At 39.5% G+C, this 23126-nt stretch carries 20 protein-coding genes and 1 riboswitch; all 20 genes read right to left on the reverse strand.

Features of this window, described 5'->3' with window-relative positions; genetic code table 11:
• The 20 genes from ligA to MHB55_RS17830 all read right to left on the reverse strand — a co-directional run bounded on the left by ligA (window position 1) and on the right by MHB55_RS17830 (window position 22980).
• Window positions 1–2001, reverse strand: coding sequence for an NAD-dependent DNA ligase LigA (ligA, locus tag MHB55_RS17735; protein ID WP_340863744.1), 2001 nt, complete (start codon window positions 1999–2001; stop codon window positions 1–3).
• Window positions 2002–2023: 22 nt separating this feature from the next.
• Window positions 2024–4252: a DNA helicase PcrA gene (pcrA, locus tag MHB55_RS17740; RefSeq protein ID WP_191697799.1), complete on the reverse strand. Its 2229-nt coding sequence runs from the start codon at window positions 4250–4252 to the stop codon at window positions 2024–2026.
• Window positions 4253–4319: 67 nt separating this feature from the next.
• Window positions 4320–5000, reverse strand: a complete 681-nt coding sequence (locus MHB55_RS17745) for a heptaprenylglyceryl phosphate synthase (protein ID WP_340863745.1) — start codon at window positions 4998–5000, stop codon at window positions 4320–4322.
• 348 nt (window positions 5001–5348) lie between these two features.
• Window positions 5349–5669 (reverse strand): YerC/YecD family TrpR-related protein, encoded by a 321-nt coding sequence (locus MHB55_RS17750; RefSeq protein WP_144541618.1) that lies wholly within the window; start codon window positions 5667–5669, stop codon window positions 5349–5351.
• Between the two features lie 25 nt (window positions 5670–5694).
• Complete coding sequence (locus MHB55_RS17755) at window positions 5695–6753, reverse strand: DUF3048 domain-containing protein (RefSeq protein ID WP_340863746.1); 1059 nt, start codon at window positions 6751–6753, stop codon at window positions 5695–5697.
• A 14-nt stretch (window positions 6754–6767) separates the two neighbouring features.
• Window positions 6768–8498 carry an adenine deaminase C-terminal domain-containing protein gene (locus MHB55_RS17760; protein WP_340863747.1) on the reverse strand — a complete coding sequence of 577 codons (1731 nt, stop codon included), beginning with the start codon at window positions 8496–8498 and terminating at the stop codon, window positions 6768–6770.
• A 461-nt stretch (window positions 8499–8959) separates the two neighbouring features.
• A complete protein-coding gene (gene purD, locus MHB55_RS17765; RefSeq protein ID WP_340863748.1) occupies window positions 8960–10219 on the reverse strand; it encodes a phosphoribosylamine--glycine ligase in 1260 nt (419 codons plus the stop codon).
• Window positions 10220–10236: 17 nt separating this feature from the next.
• Window positions 10237–11772 (reverse strand): bifunctional phosphoribosylaminoimidazolecarboxamide formyltransferase/IMP cyclohydrolase, encoded by a 1536-nt coding sequence (purH, locus tag MHB55_RS17770; protein WP_340863749.1) that lies wholly within the window; start codon window positions 11770–11772, stop codon window positions 10237–10239.
• A gap of 266 nt (window positions 11773–12038) precedes the next feature.
• A complete protein-coding gene (purN, locus tag MHB55_RS17775; protein WP_191697802.1) occupies window positions 12039–12608 on the reverse strand; it encodes a phosphoribosylglycinamide formyltransferase in 570 nt (189 codons plus the stop codon).
• The gene (purM, locus tag MHB55_RS17780) at window positions 12608–13663 is read right to left on the reverse strand and encodes a phosphoribosylformylglycinamidine cyclo-ligase (RefSeq protein WP_340863751.1); all 1056 of its coding nucleotides are present in this window, start codon (window positions 13661–13663) and stop codon (window positions 12608–12610) included. Before purM ends, purN begins: the two co-directional genes overlap by 1 nt.
• 11 nt (window positions 13664–13674) lie before the next feature.
• Window positions 13675–15096 carry an amidophosphoribosyltransferase gene (gene purF / locus MHB55_RS17785; RefSeq protein ID WP_144541604.1) on the reverse strand — a complete coding sequence of 474 codons (1422 nt, stop codon included), beginning with the start codon at window positions 15094–15096 and terminating at the stop codon, window positions 13675–13677.
• Window positions 15072–17303, reverse strand: coding sequence for a phosphoribosylformylglycinamidine synthase subunit PurL (purL, locus tag MHB55_RS17790; RefSeq protein WP_151112712.1), 2232 nt, complete (start codon window positions 17301–17303; stop codon window positions 15072–15074). The genes purF and purL overlap by 25 nt, the downstream gene beginning before the upstream one ends.
• Window positions 17287–17973 carry a phosphoribosylformylglycinamidine synthase subunit PurQ gene (gene purQ, locus MHB55_RS17795; protein ID WP_151112710.1) on the reverse strand — a complete coding sequence of 229 codons (687 nt, stop codon included), beginning with the start codon at window positions 17971–17973 and terminating at the stop codon, window positions 17287–17289. Before purQ ends, purL begins: the two co-directional genes overlap by 17 nt.
• Window positions 17970–18224: a phosphoribosylformylglycinamidine synthase subunit PurS gene (gene purS, locus MHB55_RS17800; RefSeq protein ID WP_144541598.1), complete on the reverse strand. Its 255-nt coding sequence runs from the start codon at window positions 18222–18224 to the stop codon at window positions 17970–17972. The genes purQ and purS overlap by 4 nt, the downstream gene beginning before the upstream one ends.
• Complete coding sequence (gene purC, locus MHB55_RS17805) at window positions 18221–18937, reverse strand: phosphoribosylaminoimidazolesuccinocarboxamide synthase (protein ID WP_340863753.1); 717 nt, start codon at window positions 18935–18937, stop codon at window positions 18221–18223. The genes purS and purC overlap by 4 nt, the downstream gene beginning before the upstream one ends.
• 47 nt (window positions 18938–18984) lie before the next feature.
• Entirely contained in the window at window positions 18985–20283 is a 1299-nt protein-coding gene (gene purB, locus MHB55_RS17810; RefSeq protein ID WP_154309950.1) for an adenylosuccinate lyase, read from the reverse strand.
• Between the two features lie 15 nt (window positions 20284–20298).
• On the reverse strand, window positions 20299–21423 hold the full coding sequence (purK, locus tag MHB55_RS17815; RefSeq protein ID WP_340863754.1) for a 5-(carboxyamino)imidazole ribonucleotide synthase: 1125 nt from the start codon (window positions 21421–21423) through the stop codon (window positions 20299–20301).
• The gene (gene purE / locus MHB55_RS17820) at window positions 21420–21908 is read right to left on the reverse strand and encodes a 5-(carboxyamino)imidazole ribonucleotide mutase (RefSeq protein WP_340863755.1); all 489 of its coding nucleotides are present in this window, start codon (window positions 21906–21908) and stop codon (window positions 21420–21422) included. The genes purK and purE overlap by 4 nt, the downstream gene beginning before the upstream one ends.
• A gap of 141 nt (window positions 21909–22049) precedes the next feature.
• A riboswitch (purine riboswitch) is annotated at window positions 22050–22150 on the reverse strand.
• 96 nt (window positions 22151–22246) lie between these two features.
• On the reverse strand, window positions 22247–22438 hold the full coding sequence (locus tag MHB55_RS17825) for an NETI motif-containing protein (protein WP_340863756.1): 192 nt from the start codon (window positions 22436–22438) through the stop codon (window positions 22247–22249).
• Entirely contained in the window at window positions 22435–22980 is a 546-nt protein-coding gene (locus MHB55_RS17830) for a DUF2179 domain-containing protein (RefSeq protein ID WP_144541586.1), read from the reverse strand. The genes MHB55_RS17825 and MHB55_RS17830 overlap by 4 nt, the downstream gene beginning before the upstream one ends.
• Between the last annotated feature and the right edge of the window lie 146 nt (window positions 22981–23126).

Genomic DNA, 23126 nt, shown 5'->3' on the forward strand with positions numbered 1-23126 from the left:
TTATTCCTCTAAATTATTGAGCAGCTTTTGCTCATCCCATACTTCAATACCTAGGCTAATAGCTTTTTCAAGCTTAGATCCGGCATCTTCACCTGCAATGACTAAATCCGTTTTTTTACTGACACTTCCAGCTACATTGCCACCTAATGATTCAATTTTTTCCTTTGCATCGGGGCGTGTCAACTGTGTTAGTTTACCTGTTAAAACTACTGTTTTGCCTGCAAAAGGACTGTTTTCCATTGTAGAAGCATCAATAATTTTACCTGTGTACTTCATACCAAGGCCAGATTCTTTTAAGCGACCAATCAGTTGCTGAACCTCTTCCTGCTCAAAATAAGTTACTAGAGAATCAGCCATCTTTTCCCCAATTTCGTGTATAGCAGTTATTTCTTCTCTAGATGCCTGCATGAGCGCATCGAAGTTGTGGAATTTCTCTGATAGAATTTTGGCAGCCTTTTCACCAATATGACGGATCCCTAAACCAAATAACACTCTTTCCATAGAACTAGATTTGGAAGCACTGATCGCTTCTACCAAATTCGTAGCAGATTTCAATCCCATTCGCTCTAGCTTAACTAAATCATCTACAGTCAGCTTATATAAATCGGAGATGTCTTGGACAAGTTTCTCTCTGTACAGCTGTTCTACGACCTTCCCACCTAGCCCTTCAATATTCATCGCATTACGAGAGGCAAAATGGTAAATTCCCTCACGAATTTGAGCTGGACATTGCGGATTGACACATCTTAGTGCAACCTCTTCCTCTATCCGTATTAACTCACTTTCACAGACAGGACAATGAGTCGGCATTTCATAAGGAGGTAAGTCTTCTTTTCTTTCTTGTAGGATGACTTCTACGACCTCTGGAATAATGTCACCAGCTTTTCGTATAATAACGCGGTCTCCAATACGAATATCCTTTTCACGGATTAAATCCTCGTTGTGTAAAGAAGCTCTTTGTACGGTAGTACCCGCTACCTGAGCAGGTTCTAATAATGCGGTCGGGGTCACAACACCGGTTCGTCCTACTGTTAGGTCGATACCAATAATAGTTGTCACTACTTCCTCTGCCGGAAATTTATAGGCTATGGCAAAGCGGGGACTCTTTGCTGTAAAGCCAAGCTCCTCCTGCTGAGAATAATTGTTCACCTTAATAACTATTCCATCTATTTCATAAGGAATATCATTTCTTTTTGTCGTCCATTCCTCTATAAATGCCATAACCTCTTCTATCGAGCGACATTCTCGAGTTTCGTTATTAGTAGGTAAGCCTACATCTTTCATAAATTTCAAGGCTTCTGAGTGGGTATCGATATTAAACTCTTCCCCATCTCCCCCCATTCCATAGACGAACATTGAAAGATTCCTACTTGCGGCCATTTTAGGGTCTAGCTGTCGCAAAGAACCAGCTGCAGCATTTCTCGGATTGGCAAATAGTTCCTCGCCTCTCTCAGCTCGGTGTTCATTTAGCTTAAGGAAGGATGACTTAGGCATATACGCCTCTCCCCTAGCCTCTAGGGTTACATTTTCCTTTAGTCGCAAAGGGACAGCACGAATGGTTTTAATATTGCTTGTAATATCCTCACCTGTAGTTCCATCTCCACGAGTAGCACCACGCACTAGTCGGCCATCCTCATATAGAAGCGAAACAGCCAACCCGTCTATTTTCAGTTCGCATACATAGACAGGGGTCTCATCAATAATATTTCGAATACGCTTGTCAAAGTCTCTAATATCCTCTTCATTGAATGCGTTGGACAGACTTAGCATTGGATTAGCATGGGTAACTTTCTTAAACCCTTCACTTACCGTTGAGCCTACTCGTTGAGTAGGAGAATCTGGGAAGATTAAATCAGGGTTTTCCTCCTCTAAAGCGATTAACTCATGTAAGTATTGATCGTAAACTGCATCAGGAACGGTGGGCTTATCTAACACATAATAAGCATATCCATATTCATGCAATATTTTGTGCAGCTCTTTCACTCTTTCTAATTTATCCATGAACTTTCCTCCGCTAAGAAAATTATACTTTTTCGATTGGTGCAAATTTAGCCAGTAGTCGTTTTATACCAGTTGGACTAGGGAAAGCGATATCTAACTCTGTATTCTCACCTTCGCCACGAACGCTTACTACCATACCTTCTCCCCATTTTTTATGAGAAGCCTTATCGCCAACCTGCCAGCCTAAACGCTCACCACCAGTGGACTGGTATGCTGGTCTTGAAACAGCAGCTCTTGGTACTGGTGCAATCACCTTCGTATCTCTGCTTTTGTTTTTACGGATATCTCGAGACCATCCAACAACCTCAATAATCTCATCCGATATTTCCGAGATAAAGCGAGAAGGGCTGTTAAAGCTACCTCGCCCAAATATTGTACGAGATTGTGCACAAGTGATATAAAGTCTTTCCTCTGCTCGGGTAATTCCAACATAAGCTAAACGACGCTCTTCCTCCATCTCATCATCGTCTCCGATTGAGCGAGCATGAGGGAAAATATTCTCTTCCATTCCAATGATGAATACTACCGGGAACTCCAAACCTTTAGCAGCATGCATCGTCATTAGGATAATATTCCCCTGTGACATGTCCTCATCTTCGTCCAGTTTGTCGATATCTGAAACTAACGCTAAATCTGTTAAGAATGCAACAAGTGACTTATCGTCACTATTTTCTTCGAATGCTTTCGTAACAGATAAAAACTCTTCGATATTCTCTAATCGACTTTCTGCTTCAATCGTTTTCTCGTTTTTAAGCATAGTTTTATAACCAGTTTTCTCTAACACCTGCTCCACGATTTCAGTTACTGATAGGAACTCCTGCATTTGTGTCAGGTTTTGAATAAGTCCATGGAACTTAACGACCGAGTTTACAGCTCTAGCTGGTAATCCCATAAAATCTACTTCGTTTAACGCATCTAATATAGAGCGATCCTGTTCAATAGCGTATCTCGCAATACGATCAAAGGAAGTAGCTCCTATATTTCTCTTCGGCTCATTAATGATTCGTGCAAGTGACAAGTCATCGTCATTATTGGCGATCAAGCGAAGATAGGCTAATAAGTCTTTAATCTCTTTTCGATCATAGAACTTAGTACCGCCAACTATTGTATAGGCCATATTCGATTTTACAAGCACTTCCTCCATCACACGTGATTGTGCGTTCGTGCGATATAAGATGGCAAAATCGTTTAACGTTCTATTTTCGGTTTCAATCAGCTCTTGAACTTTTTGTACTACATACTGGGCTTCCTGTTGTTCATCATTGGCGCGGAATAGTTCAATTTTTTCGCCCTCAAGATTTTCTGTGCGTAACACTTTAGGGTAACGACTTTGGTTATTACCAATGACGTCATTTGCAGCCTTCAAGATTCGTTGGGAGGAACGATAATTTTGCTCCAGCATAATCACTTTTGCATTCGGATAATCCTTTTCAAAGGAAAGGATATTTTGAATATCCGCTCCACGCCAGCGATAGATGGACTGATCCGAGTCGCCCACAACACAAATATTTTTAAATTTCTTAGCAAGCATTTGAACCAGCTCGTATTGCGCTTTGTTCGTATCTTGATATTCATCTACATGGATATACTGAAATTTATTTTGATAAAATTCCAAAACATCTGGTACTCGCTTAAATAACGTTAGAGTAGTCATGATTAAATCATCAAAGTCTAAGGATTGGTTTTTTCTCAGGCGTTTTTCATAACCCTCGTAAACCTTGGCAACCGTCTTTTCAAAAGGATTAGACTCATTCATTTGTGATTTATAAGTATCCGAATCGATACATATATTTTTGGCGCTGCTTATCGCATTCAGCATAGAACGAGGATCGTATTGCTTAGTATCAATATTTAGCTCTTTTAAAATACCTTTAATAACCGTTAGCTGATCGGAAGTATCTAAAATAGAGAAACTTTTTGAGTAACCAATTCGATCAATATCTCTTCTTAGAATTCGCACACACATTGAGTGGAAAGTGGAAACCCACATTCTCTCTCCAGTGCCCTCTCCTAAAATAGTATTTATACGTTCACGCATTTCCCGTGCCGCTTTGTTTGTAAACGTTATGGCCAAAATTTTAGAAGGGTATACTTCCTTTTCTACTATCAAGTAAGCAATACGATGGGTGAGCACTCTTGTCTTACCTGATCCTGCCCCGGCCATGATTAGTAATGGACCCTCGGTTGCTTTGACTGCCTCTTCTTGCTCTTTATTCATCCCGTTTAATAGGTTTTTTGCTATAAGTTCCATACTACACTTCCTCTACAAGAACATTTGTTCTTTATATTATACCTTTGGCTATGCATTTACTCAATTATCATTTAACAGCATTCACCGTTTTTAATGCTTCATTTAAATTTTCATATACTTGGTTTCCGACAATAATGGTATCTGCATGGGCTGCCATTTCACGAGCTTGTGCTTCTGTTTTAATGCCCCCACCATAAAAAAGCTGTGTCTGTTTCAAGCCTGATTTTACCTTTGCCACGGCTTGAACTTCTCCGTACATCCCACTGTATTCCATGTAGAAAACAGGGAATTTAAACATATGCTCCACCATTTGTGCATAGGCAATTATATCATCGATTGAATTGACTGGCTCTGCATGTGTCAGCTCTGCAGCCTTACAATCAGGATTTAAAATACAATAACCTTCTGGGATTATTTCTTCCCAATTCATAACCTCACCAAATTCCTTTGTTGCCTTATGATGCAGATCCTTCACCCATTTGGTGTCAGTGCTATTTAGAACACTAGGAATAAAATAAAAGTCAAACCCAGGCGTAATGCTGTCAATTGTAGAAACTTCCAATGCCACAGGAACTGCGTATCTCCGAATTCTCATTAAAAGATCTATCACATTATCTAAGGACACCCCATCAGAGCCCCCAATAATAATAGCATCGGTTCCCGACTCACAAACCTTCTCCAACGCATCAGCAGCAATTTCTTTGGCAGGGTCTAGCTTAAATATATGTCGCCATTCTTTATAATCCATTTTTTCACCTACATATAATTGTTTATTAACATTAACCCATTATAACAAAAAACCGAACAGACATCGCTGTTCAGCCCATAATGATTCTAAATTTGTAATAAATAATATCTAATTGGTCCCTTCAATATTTTTCTAATAATTACGCAGCATATAGGTGTTAGCTTTAAATCGTTTTTTTACACTCACTTAGAGATTCCCTCATAAACAAAACTAGCTGTCACAAAAGGATGCCGGTTAACTATTATAAAGTTTAAAAAAAGCTAAAGGCAAGAATGACTGTTTTACCAGCATTCTTGCCTTTTCATATTAAATAGCAATAAAGGCTTTATGTACGTTTCCTTTTCACTACTACTCTTTTCTATTTATGACAGGTGCTTCGTCTGGATAGAGTCTGCCTAACATTTCATCGTATGCATCGTTTCCATAATCATATGCACGTCTCACTCGTGAAATAGTAGCTGTGCTTGCTCCAGTTTCTTTTTTTATAGATTCATAAGTTTTTTTGAGGCGAAGCAAATGTGCTACTTCAAATCGTTGAGCAAGCGACTGAATCTCGCTAATTGTGCATAGATCATCAAAGAAGCGATAGCATTCATCTATATCCTTCAATTCTAAAATAGCATTAAATAATTGGTCTGTTTGTTTACCTTTAATTTTATCAATCTGCATATAGTTCATTCCTTTCATCGTTTACTTATGGCAAATACTTTACCATGCTTTCTATCCCTGGATTAGTAGGAACAATGCTAATCCAAGTTTTGCCTTGCACCAGCTTGACCGGTATGCCATTTTCCATCGGAACTAATATTCCGTCTACGTTTTTCCACTCTATCTCCTTCATAATACCAGCTTGGAAAAGATATGCTTTTCCTCCATCAGCTAAGGATAGCTTCTGACGACCAGCATTATCAATGGTTTTATGTGGTATTTCCATAAATATTAGATTAGCAAGCTTCACTGGAGTTTGCTTTTCTTTGTCAATTGTCAAAATACCTGCAGATTTTCTTTCGTAAATACCTTGCTCTTGCACATAATTATATTCATTCTCAAAGCTTGTTCCAGAACCATAACGAATGCTAACATTAGAAGCTGGGCTACCTAGTTTTGCTCCTTCAGCTGTTTCGTAAAATGAAAAAGTAGGGATTTTATTTATTTCCATAGAAGCTCCTACTCGATCTGCCCCTGCAAAAATATTTTCACTAGAAATATAGGAATTATGGGGTGCCTTTCTTTCACTAGAACGCTTAAAGAATATCCCATCATATTGCATACCATTTATATTATCTACTACTCTTGCATTTAACATTTTTTGAGCATCAGGACTATAGCCGTGAGCTACGTAAAAAGCATCTAATCCTTTAGCTATCTCCACAAAGTAATCTCTCGCACTTCGAACTGGTCCTATATTATCAGGGACCTCACTTTGGAAAACAGCCAAAAAACGGGTTACATTCCCTTCTGCCATCACTTCATAAATCATGTCCGCCTGAGAAATTCCGGATTGTGGGCGAGCTTGCGGATGATTATTAATCGTTACCATGACAGGTCTTTGTTTAAGCTCCACTTCAGAGCCTATACCTGTAAAAGGAGCAACAAACGGAAGAGGAACTGGCTCCTCTTCTATCACTTCCTCTACAACATCTTCTATGTCTTCTCCTGTGTCTTCAGCGACAGCTTCTTCAATGCCAGCATCTTTTGAACAACCTGCTAGCAACAAGCAAACAACAGCAATGATTCCCCATTTTTTGAACACTTTCTCGAATCCTCCTACCTCATAACTGCTGGAAATAGTACTTTTTTCTTCATTACATCGAATATCCCTTTTTGTGTTATCCGGACATAAGGTAAATGAGTGGACTGTAAAAACAGCAGTGTATATATAGCATCCCCATGCTTAAAGCCTCTAGCAGCTAGTTCTTTTTTTAGTTCTACCTCTTCTTCTATAAGTGCTTCCATCGGTTTATCAGAGAGTCCTCCTCCTATTGGAAGACTAATAGAACAAACAACTTGTTCATTCTCTACAATGACAATTCCGCCATTCATCTTCTTTATTTCGTTAAAGGCTTGAAGCATGCTTTCCTTATTCTTTCCAACTAACAATATATCCCCCGTGTTGGAATAAGAGGAAGCAAAGCCCATAAGCTTATTCGCAAATCCCTTTATCAAGGTTGATACCTTCCATTTACCATTTCTGTCTATAAGCAACAGGAAGCTTTCATCATGGTTTGTAGATAACTCATTGTCAGTAGTATCTACGCTTACGGAATAAGGCTTTGTAATAACATCATTTACCATCTCTATTCCAAACGGCATAGAGAATTGAAAGTCACTATCAGTAAGATCAAAGTCAAGTTTAAATGGCGGCATTCCTGACCAATTAACTGGATCTAATGCTCTTACTTTTTCACTATTCTTCCTTAACCAAACACCCTTTGACAAAACACTTATTGGCACTGGGTTTTGCTCGTCCTCTAGGAAGTTGAGTGTGGCAAAGCGACCACTAGCAATTACACCATGTAAATTCGATAAGTTATAATATTTTGCTACATTGAAGGAAGCCATTAAATAAGCGTCTATCGGGTCAACTCCAGCATCTAAAGCAACTTGAATACATTTATCCATTACACCGTCCGTATGGAAGGAGGGTGTAGAACCGTCTGTAGTCATCATTAAATGGTCAAAAATGTGAAGATCTTTTTCTAAAATGTCCTTCAAGAGATTTGGCAGATCAGGACGAATAGAAGAATGCCTTAAAGTTACAGCATAGCCATGAAGAATTCTTCTTTCAACCTCTTCAATCGTCATCGATTCATGATCTCCATCTGCTCCTAGTAAACGCATTCTGGCAAGCGTCTTTTCTGAGGCTCCTGGAAAATGACCTTCAATTTTCATTCCATTTGTTTTTGCCTGCTGGAGCCAATAAAGCATTTGGTCATCACCAGATAATAATCTTGGCCAACCTGTCAGCTCTCCTCCCATAATAACATCTGGACGATTAATCCATTCTCCCACTGTTTTAGAGGTGAATAGTTGCTCTTCATTTTCTAATTCTGTTTGAGAATCAAATCGAGACCACCAGTAAAAAGAGAAAGGCAACTTTTTAAGCTCGTCCATAATTGAAAACGCTTTCTTATTTTCCAACATTAGGAAAAGGATTAAATTATCTGAAATAAACGCTGTTGTCCCCAACTGTGCAGCAAAATCTGCAAACGTTTGTGGATTATATAATTGAAAAGGGTGAACATGAGGTTCTATATAGCCTGGTACAATTTTTTGTCCAGCAGCATCGTATACTTCTGTCTGATTCGTAATAAGCGGCATATCAGTACCTGAATAAACAATTCGATCTTTTACAATCCAAATATTTCCGATAATCCATTTTTTAAGATGACTATGTAAGTAGGTAGCATTGGTTATTAATATGTCTGGTGCTTTCGTTCCGTTCACCACTTCTATTTGATGCCTTATATGCTCGATTTTCCATATTGGATAATGCATGATTCCTTCTCCTTCCTGTAAGTCTTTTATTTAAATAATAGTAGCACAGTACTTTAGTAAAGCAAAGCACTGAAATGTATTTTTTGTAAATTCTGATACATGAATAGGTCTATTGTCATTACTAATTAATCAACCAATTTAAAGGTATATTCCCTTATATTTTTGAAGATGTTTATATCACACTTTAAAATTTACTTCACGAATAAAAGTACTCGATACTATATAATAGTTTTATTTGAAAAAAATATGATAAGAAAAGTGCAAGCGTCTAAGCCTTCAACAAATTGCGGTTGATTTCAGCTTTAGACGTACGCTTTCCGCGAGGGAGCAATAAGCCATCTGTCTCCCTGCTCTCGCTGGAGTCGACGTCTGTCGCTTCAATTAAAAAGTTTTGTAAAAAGAAATATGCTTCCTATCTTAAAAAAGAATGTCCGTAATGTTACCGGACATTCTTTTCGTGGTCATTTAAATGTACGCCAGCCAATATCAGTTCGATAGAATAAGTCATTCCATTCTAGACTAGAAAGACCTTCGTATACTTTATCTTGCGCAGCTTTTAATGAGGTCTCTTTTGCTGCTACTAAAATTACGCGACCCCCATTTGAAACAAAGTCTTCATCCTGTTTCTTCGTGCCTGCATGAAAAATATGCAAGCCTTTTTCAGATAAAGAATCTAAGTTAGGTAGTTTTGCACCTTTGATTGGATTTTCTGGGTAACCATCAGCAGCAATCACTACACCTAACATAGCTTCATCAGACCAAAACAAATCAAATGGCTTTTCATCCATCAATGATTTCATGAACTGCCCAAATTCACTTTTCATTCTAGGGAGAACTACTTGGGTTTCTGGATCACCAAAACGGGCATTGAATTCAATGACTTTTGGTCCTTCCTTAGTAAGGATTAAACCAGCATATAATATACCTGTGAATGATATGCCTTCAGCCGTCATTGCTTGAACTGTTGGCACCACGATAGTTTCGTAAGCAGTATCCACCACTGCCTGAGAAATTTGTGGAACTGGGGAATACGCCCCCATACCTCCAGTGTTCGGACCTTTATCGCCATCGAAAGCACGTTTATGGTCTTGAGCAATAACCATTGGATAAATAGTCCCTTTGTGAACAAAGGACATAAATGAAAATTCTTCTCCATCTAAAAATTCTTCAATTACAACACGCGAAGAAGATTCTCCAAACAATTGGTTACCAATCATGTCTTCTACTGCAGAATCTGCCTCTTCAACCGTCATGGCAACTACAACACCTTTGCCAGCAGCAAGTCCATCCGCTTTTATAACAATTGGAGCCCCAAGCCTTTCAATATATTCCTTTGCTTTGTCTACCTCTGTAAAGGTTTCATAAGCAGCAGTCGGAATACCATATTTGTCCATTAATTCTTTAGCAAAGGTTTTACTTCCTTCAATTTGTGCAGCAGCCTTCGTTGGTCCAAAAATGCGTAAGCCTTGTTCCTCAAAGAAATCTACAATTCCTTCTGCAAGGGGTTGCTCTGGTCCGACAAACGTCAAATCTATTTCATTATCCTTTGCAAACTTGGCTAATTCTTTAAATGCAAGGGCCTCTATTGGAACGATTTGAGCTTCCTTTGCCATTCCGGCATTTCCAGGTGCTACAAACACTTTTTGCACAGAGGGAGATAAATGAAACTGCTTAGCAATTGCATGCTCTCTCCCTCCGCTGCCAATAACAAGAATATTCATGAATGCGGAAGCCTCCTTTAGTGTTTAAAATGACGTACACCTGTAAATACCATAGCAATTCCATATTCATTTGCTTTATCGATGGAATCTTGGTCCTTTACAGATCCTCCAGTTTGGATAATTGCTGTAATTCCAGCTTTTGCAGCAGTCTCCACCGTATCATTCATAGGGAAGAAAGCATCTGATGCAAGGCTTGCTCCTTTTGCAAGGCCTCCTGCTTGTTCAAGTGCAATTTTTGCAGATCCAACACGATTCATTTGACCTGCACCTACACCAACTGTCATGTCCTCAGTCGCTACCACGATTGCGTTAGATTTCACATGCTTCACAACGTTCCAACCTAATGTCATCGATTTCCATTCTTCCTCTGTTGGTTCACGGTCCGTAACAACCTTTATATTTGCATCTTTTAATCCAAATGTATCAGGAGATTGTATTAATAATCCGCCCTCTACCGATACAGTATTCCATTTGTCTTTTTTAGTTTGTTCATAAGAAATGGTCAATAGACGAATATTTTTCTTTGCTGTAAGCATTGCAATAGCTTCCTCAGAGAAGGACGGAGCTATGATAATTTCTAAGAAAATTCCTGCCAATGTTTTAGCAGTAGCTGAATCCACTTCACGGTTTAAAGCTACAATTCCTCCGAAAATAGAGGTAGAATCTGCTTCATAGGCTTTTTGGAATGCCTCAGAGATTGATTTTCCTGTACCAACTCCACATGGATTCATATGCTTCACCGCTACAGCGGCTGGCAAGTCAAACTCTTTAACAATTTGAATAGCAGCATTGGCATCTTGGATATTATTATAGGAAAGCTCCTTTCCATGTAATTGCTTAGCCGATGCAATTGAGAAATCTGAGCCAAGTGGTCGTTTATAGAAAGCAGCCTGTTGATGAGGATTTTCTCCGTAACGCAACGCTTGTTTACGCTCATATGTAAGGGTTAATAGCTCTGGGAAATCTTCCCCCGCAAGATTTGTCATATAATCTGCGATTAACGCGTCGTATGCAGCAGTATGACGGAATACTTTAGCAGCAAGTCTACGACGTGTTTCAATAGTAGTTTCTCCGTTTTCTTTTAGCTGGCTTAATACTTCATCATAGTCCGCGGCATCGGTAACCACTGTTACGTATTGATGATTCTTTGCTGCCGAACGGAGCATAGATGGTCCACCAATATCGATGTTTTCAATCGCATCCTCAAATGCTACGTCAGGCTTTGATATAGTTTCTCGGAAAGGATAAAGATTTACACAAACGATTTGAATCGGTGTGATTTTATGTTCCTCCAACTGAGCTTGGTGAGAAGGATCATCATGTTTCGCTAATAATCCACCGTGAATCATAGGATTTAATGTTTTTACTCGACCATCCAAAATCTCTGGAAAGTTTGTCACTTGGTCAACAGAAGTAATGGCAACACCATTTTGTTCTAAAAATGATTTAGTACCACCAGTTGATAAAATTTCGTAACCAAGCTGTTCCAGCTCTTTTGCAAACTCAAGAATTCCTGATTTATCTGATACACTGATTAATGCACGTTTTGACACAATAATTCCTCCTAATTTATCGAAAAATCAATATTACTCATTAATAAGAAAAGTGCAGCCTATGTCCGCACCTACTTATTAGCGTGCGGAAAAATCACAAACGACGCATTAGCGGCGGGGATGGCTTATCGCTCACCCCTCGGAAAGCGTCAGACTAGAGCAGAAATCAACATACTTTATTTTATGACATACTTTTTTGAAAGTACGAGCTTATACTACCTTGTCAATGTGAATATTCGTTACAGGCATTGTCTTATCTTCTTCCATTAACTCCATAGCTGTTGTAAGGTCTTCACGTATAATTCATGCTCCACTGCATGGATTCTTTCCTCTGTCTTCTCTCGATCCTCCGCTACAACCTCTACTGCATATTGAGATAGTATTGGTCCGGTATCCATACCTGCATCTACCAAATGTACTGTAACTCCAGTAACCTTTACTCCATGCTTCAATGCTTGACCAATAGCATCCTTTCCAGGAAATGCTGGGAGTAAGGATGGATGAATATTAACAATACGATTTGGAAATGCATCCAACAATATATTGCCAACTAATCTCATATATCCAGCAAGCACTAGCCATTCGACCTGCAGTTCTTGTAGCTTTTTTAAAATCTCCTGCTCATAGGCGTCTTTTGTAGAATAGCTAGTCGGCTTTAAAACAAGTGTTTCTACTCCTACTGCCTCTGCACGTTTTACAACGTAAGCGTCTTGTTTATTAGTTACAACTAATACGGGTTCACCTATTAACCTACCTGTCCGTACAGCATCATAGATTGCTTGAAAATTAGAGCCGCTTCCAGAAGCAAAGACGGCAAATCTTGGTCCTGTATTCATTACACTAAGCTCCCGTCATGTGTTCCGTTGAATAGAACACCTTCACCTTTCACCACACGACCGATTGTATATGCCTTTTCTCCATGAGACTCAGCTATAGCAATCGCCTTCTCTGCCTCTTCTTGAGACAATGCTAGTACAAAACCAATTCCCATATTAAATACATTGTAAAGATCCTTATCCGTGAGCTGACCTTTTTCCTTTAAAAATTGGAATATCGGAAGCACTTCCCATGAGCCAAGATCAATTTCCACCGCTAAAGCCTCTGGCATCATACGTGGAAGGTTTTCATAGAACCCTCCGCCAGTTACATGTGCCATTCCGTGAATGTTTAAATTTTGATGCATCTCCATTACTGGTTTCGCGTAGATCTTAGTAGGAGTTAATAGAGCCTTGCCTATTTTTCCAAGCTCTTCGAAGCCTCCTACTACTGTATCCGTCTCGTATCCTTGTTCTTCAAATACTATTTTACGCACAAGGGAATATCCATTAGAGTGAACTCCACTAGAGGCAATACCGACTAAAACGTCCCCTTCAGATATCTTTTCACCCGAAACAATTTTAGACTTTTCACATGCTCCAACAGCAAATCCCGCTAAATCATATTCGTCTTCTTCATATAACCCTGGCATTTCTGCTGTTTCTCCACCGATTAAAGCCGCTCCTGACTGAACACAGCCATCTGCAACGCCCTTCACAATTTGTTCGATGCGAGCTGGCACTGCCTTACCTACTGCCACATAATCTAAGAAAAATAAAGGCTCTGCACCCTGAGCGACAATATCATTTACACACATAGCCACACAATCAATCCCGATTGTGTCATGAGTGTCAGTCATAAAGGCAAGCTTGAGCTTCGTCCCAACTCCATCTGTTCCAGAGATTAAAACTGGTTCCTTATAATTCAAGGAAGATAAGTCAAACATTCCCCCAAAGCCACCAAATGTACCCATGATTCCTTTTCTAGCTGTGCGTTCGACATGTGATTTCATGCGCTCAACTGCTTCATAGCCAGCTTCAATATTTACACCAGCTTTTTCATATGCTTTTGACATTTATAATCCTCCTATCGAACAAGCTCTTTTTCATGTGGTAATTTCGTGTCTGGGAATATATCCGTTGGGTATTCTCCTGTGAAACAGGCTAAGCAATGACCACAATTCTTTTCTCCCTCGGGTCTCCCAATAGCTTTTACCATTCCCTCAACCGATAAGAAGGAAAGGGAATCCGCACCAATTAGGACTCTCATTTCTTCGATAGTATTATTTGCTGCAATCAGCTCCGAGTCGGAACTAATATCTATTCCATAAAAGCATGGATTTTTTAAAGGAGGAGAGCTAATTACTACATGAACCTCTGTTGCTCCGGCTTCTTTTAACATATTCACAATTCTTTTAGACGTTGTTCCCCGAACGATTGAATCATCTACCATTACCACTCGCTTACCTTTAACTACTTGACGCACTGGTGATAGCTTCATCTTCACTCCACGCTCACGCAAATCCTGCGAAGGCTGTATAAATGTTCTGCCTACATATCGGTTTTTTATAAGTCCTAATTCATAAGGAATTCCTGTAGCCTCTGAAAATCCAATTGCAGCAGAGATACTTGAATCCGGAACGCCTGTTACTACGTCAGCATCGATGAAGATCTCTTTTGCAAGCTGTTTTCCTAATCGTTTTCTTGCTGAGTGAATGTTAATACCATCTATATCTGAATCTGGACGAGAAAAATATACATATTCCATTGTACAAATAGCACGATCTCTCTTCTCCATATATCGTTCAGAACGGCAGCCATTATCATTAATGATTAATAGCTCTCCTGGTTCAATCGAGCGAACTAATTCTGCACCTATTAAATCAAAGGCACTCGTCTCAGAAGCAACCACCCAAGCATTATCTAGCATCCCTAAAGAAAGAGGACGCATACCTTGTGGGTCCTGTGCGACTAGCATTCCATCCTCAGTTAAAATGATGAAAGCAAATGCTCCTTCTAATAGTCGAAGAGATTGCTTTGCACGTTCTTCAAATGAAGGAAGTCTACTTTTTTTAAGTAAATGTGCTAGCACCTCTGTATCCGAAGTTGTTTGGAAGATGCTCCCTTGCTGCTCTAAATTACGCTTTAAACGAGTGGCATTTACGATGTTACCATTGTGAGCAATTGCCAGGCTGCCAGTAGTAGAATTAAATAGTAACGGTTGTACGTTCTCTATACCTGATCCCCCTGCAGTTGCGTAGCGGACATGGGCAATTGCTGAATGACCTTCAAGCTGCTCCAACTTCCCATTGTTAAACACATCGTTTACAAGACCTTCACCTTTAACAGCTCGCAATGACTTACCATCTGTTACTACGATTCCAGCACCCTCCTGTCCCCGGTGCTGCAATGCATGTAAACCGTAATAGCTCATAGCTGCTGGGTTTGAGTGTCCCCAAATTCCAAACACTCCGCATTCTTCATTTAAGCCTCTGAGTTCAGTAAGCATGGTATTGCTCCTTTCCAAGCGGAACGGAATTCCTCAACAGAACCGTTTATCCAAGTAGTTCCGTTTTCTTGAGAGATTACTAGATTGTTTGTATCAGTTACCTGTCCAATTTTCACCGCATCTTGTACTAGTGCTTCAAACTGACTAGCATTTTCAGATTTAACAGTCACAATGAAACGAGACTGTGTTTCACTGAATAGGGTTGTTATTGCCGAACCTTGAACCGTCACTTCAATTCCAAGCCCTTTAGCATCGAACGTTTTTTCAGCTAGGGCTACTGCAAATCCACCTTCTGCAATATCGTGTGCAGACTGTACTAAGCCAGCTTTAATCGCTGATAGTAAAGCCGTTTGACGAGCTGCCTCTACATCTAAATCGATAGAAGGTGCTTGACCAAAAATACGTCCTTCTACTAATTTTTGTAGCTCAGATCCACCAAATTCAGTTTTAGTGTCACCAATCAAATAAACTAGATCCCCCGCTTGTTTAACGGATTGAGTCGTTACATGAGCCAAATCCTCCACTAATCCTACAAGACCAATCGTAGGTGTCGGATAAACTGCTGTTCCACTTCTTTCATTATAAAGGGACACGTTTCCTCCAATTACCGGTGATTCTAATGCGATACATGCGGCTGAAATTCCTTCAGCAGACTGATCTAGCTGCCAGAATATTTCTGGATTTTCCGGGTTACCAAAATTCAAGCAATCTGTAATTGCAAGCGGCTTAGCACCAGAACACACTACATTACGTGCTGCCTCTGCCACAGCGATCTTACCTCCAGCAACTGGATCTAAGTAAATATAGCGGGAGTTGCAATCTGTCGTCATAGCAAGACCTTTATTTGTTCCTCGAACGCGTACAACTGCTGCATCAGAACCAGGTGTTACTACTGTGCTAGTACGGACCTGGTAATCGTATTGATCGTATACCCATTCCTTTGAAGCAATCGTTGGCTGTTGGAGAAGATTTAAAAGAGTTTCTTTATAGTCTGTTACTAGTGGTTCTTTGTTTTCCATTGCTTGAAAATCTGTGAAATAAGCAGGAACAGCTGATGTCTTATAATAAACAGGTGCTTCCTCCGCTAATGCATCTGCAGGAACCTCTGCCACTACTTCCCCTTTATGCAATAGACGAAGCATTTTATCGTTCGTCACCTTACCAACTGCTACACAGTCTAGACCGTATTTTTCAAAAATCTCTACAATTTCCTCTTCACGGCCTTTTTTTACAACAATCAGCATTCGTTCCTGTGATTCAGATAGCATCATTTCATAGGCAGTCATACCTGTCTCACGTTGTGGAACAAAGTCTAAATTCATCTCTACTCCGTAACCAGCTTTGGAAGCCATTTCTGCTGAAGAAGAAGTTAATCCTGCTGCTCCCATATCTTGAATTCCGATAATAGCGTCAGATTTAATAACCTCTAAGCAAGCTTCAAGCAAAAGTTTCTCCATAAATGGGTCTCCTACTTGAACTGCAGGGCGTTTTTCTTCAGAAGTTTCCGTCAATTCTTCGGAAGCGAATGTTGCTCCGTGAATTCCGTCACGTCCTGTTTTTGCTCCTGCGTACATCACCGTGTTACCTTCACCAGCCGCAATACCTTTTTGAATATCCTCATGATTGATTAAGCCTACACACATAGCATTTACTAATGGGTTACCCTCATAGCAGTCATCAAACTGAATTTCTCCTCCAACAGTTGGGATACCTATACAGTTACCATAACCAGCAATACCTGCCACTACTTCTTCAAACAAATACTTTACGCGTGGTGTTTTTAGTTCTCCAAAGCGCAATGAATTTAACATTGCAATTGGACGAGCGCCCATAGAGAATACATCTCGGATAATTCCTCCTACCCCAGTTGCAGCTCCTTGATAAGGTTCGATTGCAGAGGGATGGTTATGAGATTCCATTTTAAATACTACTGCCTGACCATCACCAATATCGACTATCCCTGCGCCTTCACCAGGACCTTGCAAAACTTGTGGTCCCTTAGTAGGGAATTTGCGTAAAACTGGCTTAGAATTTTTATAAGAGCAATGCTCTGACCACATAACCGAGAACAAACCAGTCTCTGTATAGTTTGGTAGTCTACCTAGAATGTTTTCTACCATAGCAAATTCTTCATCGGACATTCCCATTTGAGCATATAGCTTCTGTTCTTTAATTTGCTCCGGATTTGGTTCAAGCATGACTGACATGAGATTCCCTCCACTGTTTCAAAATAGATTTGAATAACGCTAATCCATCATTTCCACCCATAATTTCGTTTACAGCACGCTCTGGGTGTGGCATCATCCCAAGAACATTTCCTCTTTCATTTACAATACCTGCGATATCTTCAATACTTCCGTTCGGATTTTCTGAAGCATAGGTGAAAACAATTTGGTTGTTTTCCTTTAAAGACGTTAGTGTTAGCTCATCACAATAATAATTTCCTTCCCCATGGGCAATAGGGATTTGAATAACTTCATTCTTCTCATATGAAGAGGTAAATTGAGTTTCATTGTTCACTACCTTTAAGTCAACTGTTCGGCACATAAATTTCAAGTCTTTATTGCGCAATAGTGCACCAGGCAAAAGGCCAGCCTCTGTCAGTACTTGGAAACCATTACATACGCCTAGTACAGGCTTACCAGCTTCAGCAGCCTTCACTACTTCTGACATAATATTCGAGAAGCGAGAAATAGCACCACAACGTAAGTAGTCACCATAAGAGAATCCGCCTGGCAATAAAATAGCGTCAAATCCGCTTAAATCCTTCTCATCATGCCAAACATATTCTACTTCTTCTCCAAGCTCGTCTTTAATCGCATGGTACATATCTAAATCACAGTTCGATCCTGGAAATACGATTACCGCGAACTTCATTTGCTTACAGCCTCCTCAACCTCATAACGATAGTCTTCGATTACTGTATTAGTTAAAAGCTTTTGACACATCTCTCTTACAACTGTATCTACATCACGTGTTCCTTCTTCAATTTGTAGCTCCAGATATTTACCGATTCGAACGTCAGTTACTTCGTTATAGTCCATAGAGTGTAGAGCACCCATTACTGCACTCCCCTGTGGATCTAAAACACTTTCACGAAGTGTCACATATACTTTAACTTTTTTCATTTTGATAGTCCTCCTAGACGGGAAAGTATAATTTCATAAACCTCTGTTAAGCTTCCTAAATTGCGTCTGAACACGTCTTTATCTAATTTTTTGTTTGTTTCTTTATCCCATAGTCTACAAGTATCAGGAGAGATTTCATCAGCAAGCAAAATAGCGCTGTCAGTTGTTTTACCAAACTCTAATTTGAAATCTACTAAAGTAACACCAATATCAGAGAATATTGGGCGAAGCACCTGGTTAATTTCGAGCGCCATTGTTTGAAGCGTATCTATTTCTACTGGTGAAGCAATTTCTAATAATTCCAAATGTGCATTCGTTAAGAGTGGATCCCCAAGGTCATCATCCTTGAAATAAAACTCAACGATTGGTTTTTTTAAAGGAGTGCCCTCTGCCATCCCGAGTCTTTTTGAAAGACTACCAGCGGCTATATTTCTAACGACAACCTCAAGTGGAATAATTTCCACCTTCTTTACAAGCTGCTCATTTTCAGAGATTTGCTCGATAAAGTGAGACTCAATACCATACTTTTTTAGCTGTTCGAAAAGTATGGTAGTAATTTTGTTATTTAATATTCCCTTACCACCAATTTCTGCTTTCTTTTCTCCATTAAATGCAGTGGCACTATCCTTATATGCAACATAGAGAACGTCTTCGTTCTCTGTTGCATATAATCTTTTTGCTTTACCTTCGTATAATAGATCGCCTTTTATCACGGTAATTTCCTCCATTATTCAGATATGCCTTAATGTTTTCGTTAACTCTATTCGTTTAAGCCTAAGCGGTCAAAAATCATATCGACGTGCTGAATGTGGTAATTGTAGTCAAAACAATCATCCAACTCTTCTTTTGTTAATAATGAAGTAATCTTTTCATCTGCATCCACAAAGTTACGGAAAGCTGTTTGAGATTCCCAAGCCTTCATTGCTAGTGGCTGTACTGTATCATAAGCAGTTTCGCGAGCCAGCCCTTTGTCAATAAGCGCAAGTAAAACACGTTGCGAGTAAATCAGCCCTAAAGTAGAATCCATATTTCGTTTCATATTTTCAGGGAACACAGTAAGATTTTTCACGATGTTACTAAAACGATTTAACATATAGTTCAGTGCAATTGTTGCATCCGGTAAAATTACACGCTCAGCAGAAGAGTGAGAGATGTCTCTTTCATGCCATAAGGCTACATTTTCATAGGCAGTCATCATATATCCACGAATGAGACGTGCCATCCCAACCATATTTTCTGATCCTATCGGGTTACGTTTATGAGGCATTGCCGATGAACCCTTTTGCCCTTTTGAGAAAAACTCTTCGACTTCACGAGTTTCTGACTTTTGAAGACCACGAATCTCTGTTGCAAATTTCTCGATAGAAGTTGCTACTAATGCAATTACGCTTAAGTATTGAGCATGACGATCACGTTGTAATGTTTGAGTTGAAATTGGTGATGCTGCTAATCCTAGCTTTTCACATACATACTGTTCAACAAATGGATCGATGTTTGCATAAGTACCAACTGCTCCTGACATTTTTCCTGTTTCAATTACAGTAGCCGCAGCCTCAAAGCGCTCAAGATTACGCTTCATTTCTTCTGTCCATAGAGCTAGTTTTAAACCGAAGGTAGTCGGCTCTGCATGAACACCATGTGTACGACCCATCATTACCGTATATTTGTGCTCTTTAGCCTTGTTTTCTAATATCTCAATAAAATTTTGAATGTCTTTACGTAAAATGCCGTTAGCTTGTTTGATCACATAAGAAAGAGCGGTGTCTACTACATCCGTAGATGTCAGTCCGTAATGCACCCATTTACGCTCTTCCCCCAAAGTTTCGGATACTGCACGAGTAAATGCTACTACGTCATGTCTTGTTTCTTGCTCAATCTCTAAAATACGATCTACAGAAAAGGATGCATTTTTACGAAGAAGTGCGACATCCTCCTTTGGTATATCACCAATCTCTGCCCATGCCTCACAAGCTAGTATTTCTACCTCTAACCACGCATTGTATTTATTTTCTTCTGTCCAAATCGCTCCCATTTCAGGGCGTGTGTAGCGTTCTATCATTTCTTTTCCTCCAAATTAAGACCAAATTTTTGATTGTTCAATTTCTGTCAGTGTTTCCTCGATATTGTCCGAAAGGATAGTAACATGTCCCATCTTCCTATTTTCCTTTGCCTCACTTTTACCATACAAGTGCAGCGACCAGTTTGGATACTTGCTTAGCGAGTTTGTTACAGGGATAACATGCTGTCCTAGTACATTAACCATAATTGCGTTCGTCCATAGCTTTGGTTGTCGTAATGGCCAACCACAAACAGCTCTTACATGCTGATGAAATTGAGAGACATTACAAGCTTCTATAGAATAGTGACCGGAGTTATGGGGTCTAGGTGCTAACTCGTTAATCAGTAATTTATCGTCCTCTAGCACAAACATTTCAACAGCAAGCGTCCCTATTAAATTCAAATGGTTCGCAATTGTTTCAGCAGCTTCCACCGCTTTGTCCGATAGAGATGTACTAATTCTTGCTGGAACAATGGTTTCGTGTAGAATATGGTTCACATGAATATTTTCCCCGATTGGCAAGCAATAGGTTTCACCATTTCCATTTCTTTGAACGATTACAGAGATTTCTTTATTGAATGGTACAAACGCCTCTGCAATACACGCCGAGTGTTCAAAAAGAGGCTTAGCTAGTTTTAAAGCATCCTTACTACTTTTGACAATTTGCTGTCCCTTACCATCATACCCTCCTCGCGTAGTTTTCACCACGCAAGGGTAACCAATGTTGTCAATGTTGGACACTAGCTCATCATAGTTTTGTACCTCTATAAATTTTGCCACCGGAACTCCAGCTGCTCTTATAGATTTCTTTTCTAAAATACGGTCCTGCGTAATTCTTACCAAATCTGCCCCCTGAGGAACATAGGCAATTTCTGCAAGACGTTTTAGACCTTCATAATCTATATTTTCAAACTCATATGTTATAACTTCACTTACATCGGCTAATTCTTCTAATGCAGCCTCATCATTATATGGCGCCACAATTCGAATATCTGCAATCTGACCACAAGGAGAGTCCATCGTTGGCTCGAGTACCGCTACTTTAAACCCTGCCTCTTTGGCTGCAAGGGCCATCATTCTACCAAGCTGTCCCCCACCAATAATTCCTATTGTTTGTCCTGGATAGATTGTCTTCGTCATCGTAGCTCACCATTACTTTCTAAGACGCTATTTTTCGTTGCTTCTCTTCGATTCTCTAATCTACTAGTAATTTCTGCATCTTGAATGGAAAGAATTTGTGCCGCTAGTAGCCCTGCATTTGTAGCTCCTGCCTTTCCTATAGCTACCGTTGCTACTGGAACTCCTCCAGGCATTTGAACAATTGATAACAAGGAATCTAATCCATTCAATGCCTTAGATTGGACTGGCACCCCGATGACCGGAAGAGTTGTTTTTGCAGCTACCATTCCAGGTAAATGTGCTGCTCCGCCAGCTCCAGCAATAATAACTTGTATACCTCGATCTCTTGCCTGCTCCGCATATTCAAACATAAGATCAGGGGTACGATGTGCAGAAACTACTTGTTTTTCATATGGAATGTGTAACTCATCTAAGATTTCACAGCAATGCTTCATTGTTTCCCAATCACTAGAACTACCCATAATTACACCAATTTTTGCGTCCATTATTTTCGTCCCTTCCTTTTTAAACAAAAAATTCCTCAAATAAACTGTCTTCTTTTAGAAGAAAAGCAGTTTACTTGAGGAACATAGAAAATGGGTTTGTTATTTGCATATGCATATAAGAACTCACCCTTTTAGTAGTTTCCAAAAGTCGCTTTCCCTCATAGTCCTGTCATTTACGGTGACTTGGTAGAGACGCTAAAGCCAATTCTTTAGCATATATGGGGATAAAATCGTTCTATTACTATTAATATTCTAACAAGTCTAGATAGTAACGTCAACGGTTAAAAGCGAACAATTAATTTTCAGAAAACTATAATGTTCGGTTTTTAGTACTTATTTCAAGATTCTTTATCTTTTATTCCTTTTAATTGAATCATTTGTCTTATAGGGGTAGGAACTCCGTCTATCTCTGCAAATAAAGGCTCTTCTCTCCTACCGACCACCTGAAAGCCTTGCTTTGCCATCTTTTCCATACAAGCAGAGATGCTTTCGTTTTCCTCCACTTCAAACCATTTGGTTTCTTGTCTCATCTAAATAACTTCCCTTTCCGAACCGTTTTGACCCAGAAGCCCCCATGAATAGTTTTGGGCTCATAAGCAATGATAAATATTTTCGGGTCGATTTCCTTTAACCGATTATACAGCTTAACTTCGTATTTTCTCGGAGTTAATATTTGCAATGCTTGTCTGTGACCTTCCAGACCATTTGCAGTCCAATCTGTAACACCATACCCCTCTTCCCTCAAAATAGAGGATAAGTGGTTAACGTCACTTTCAGTAGAAATAGCATTGACCATAATATATCCTAAAGACATTTTTTCCTCAAGTTTAGAACCAACGATAATCCCTGTACCAAAACCAAGCGCATAAGCAATTAAATTCTGGATTGCATCCAAGTTATCTAACACCAGTCCTAAACCTACTATATAAACGGTTACTTCTATTATACTCATAAACGCTGCAACATAACGATAGCCTTTCAGTGTTAGAATCATTCTTGTTGTTGATAAGGTAACATAAACAATGTTAATCGCAAAGATAATCAAAACCATAGTAAATGCATTTTCTAACATTCTTTCAACTCCTCTAATTTAATACTTTCCCATTGGTTGAAGATGTATTAATATATACCCTTTATGGTTAGACCTAATCGGAAAATTGAAGAATTGTAGTTGTTCTTAAGAATGTGTGGGTGAAAATATCCATAATGACAGAGGAA

The sequence above is a fragment of the Psychrobacillus sp. FSL K6-1267 genome, assembly GCF_038003265.1.
Classification (GTDB): Bacteria; Bacillota; Bacilli; order Bacillales_A; family Planococcaceae; genus Psychrobacillus; species Psychrobacillus faecigallinarum.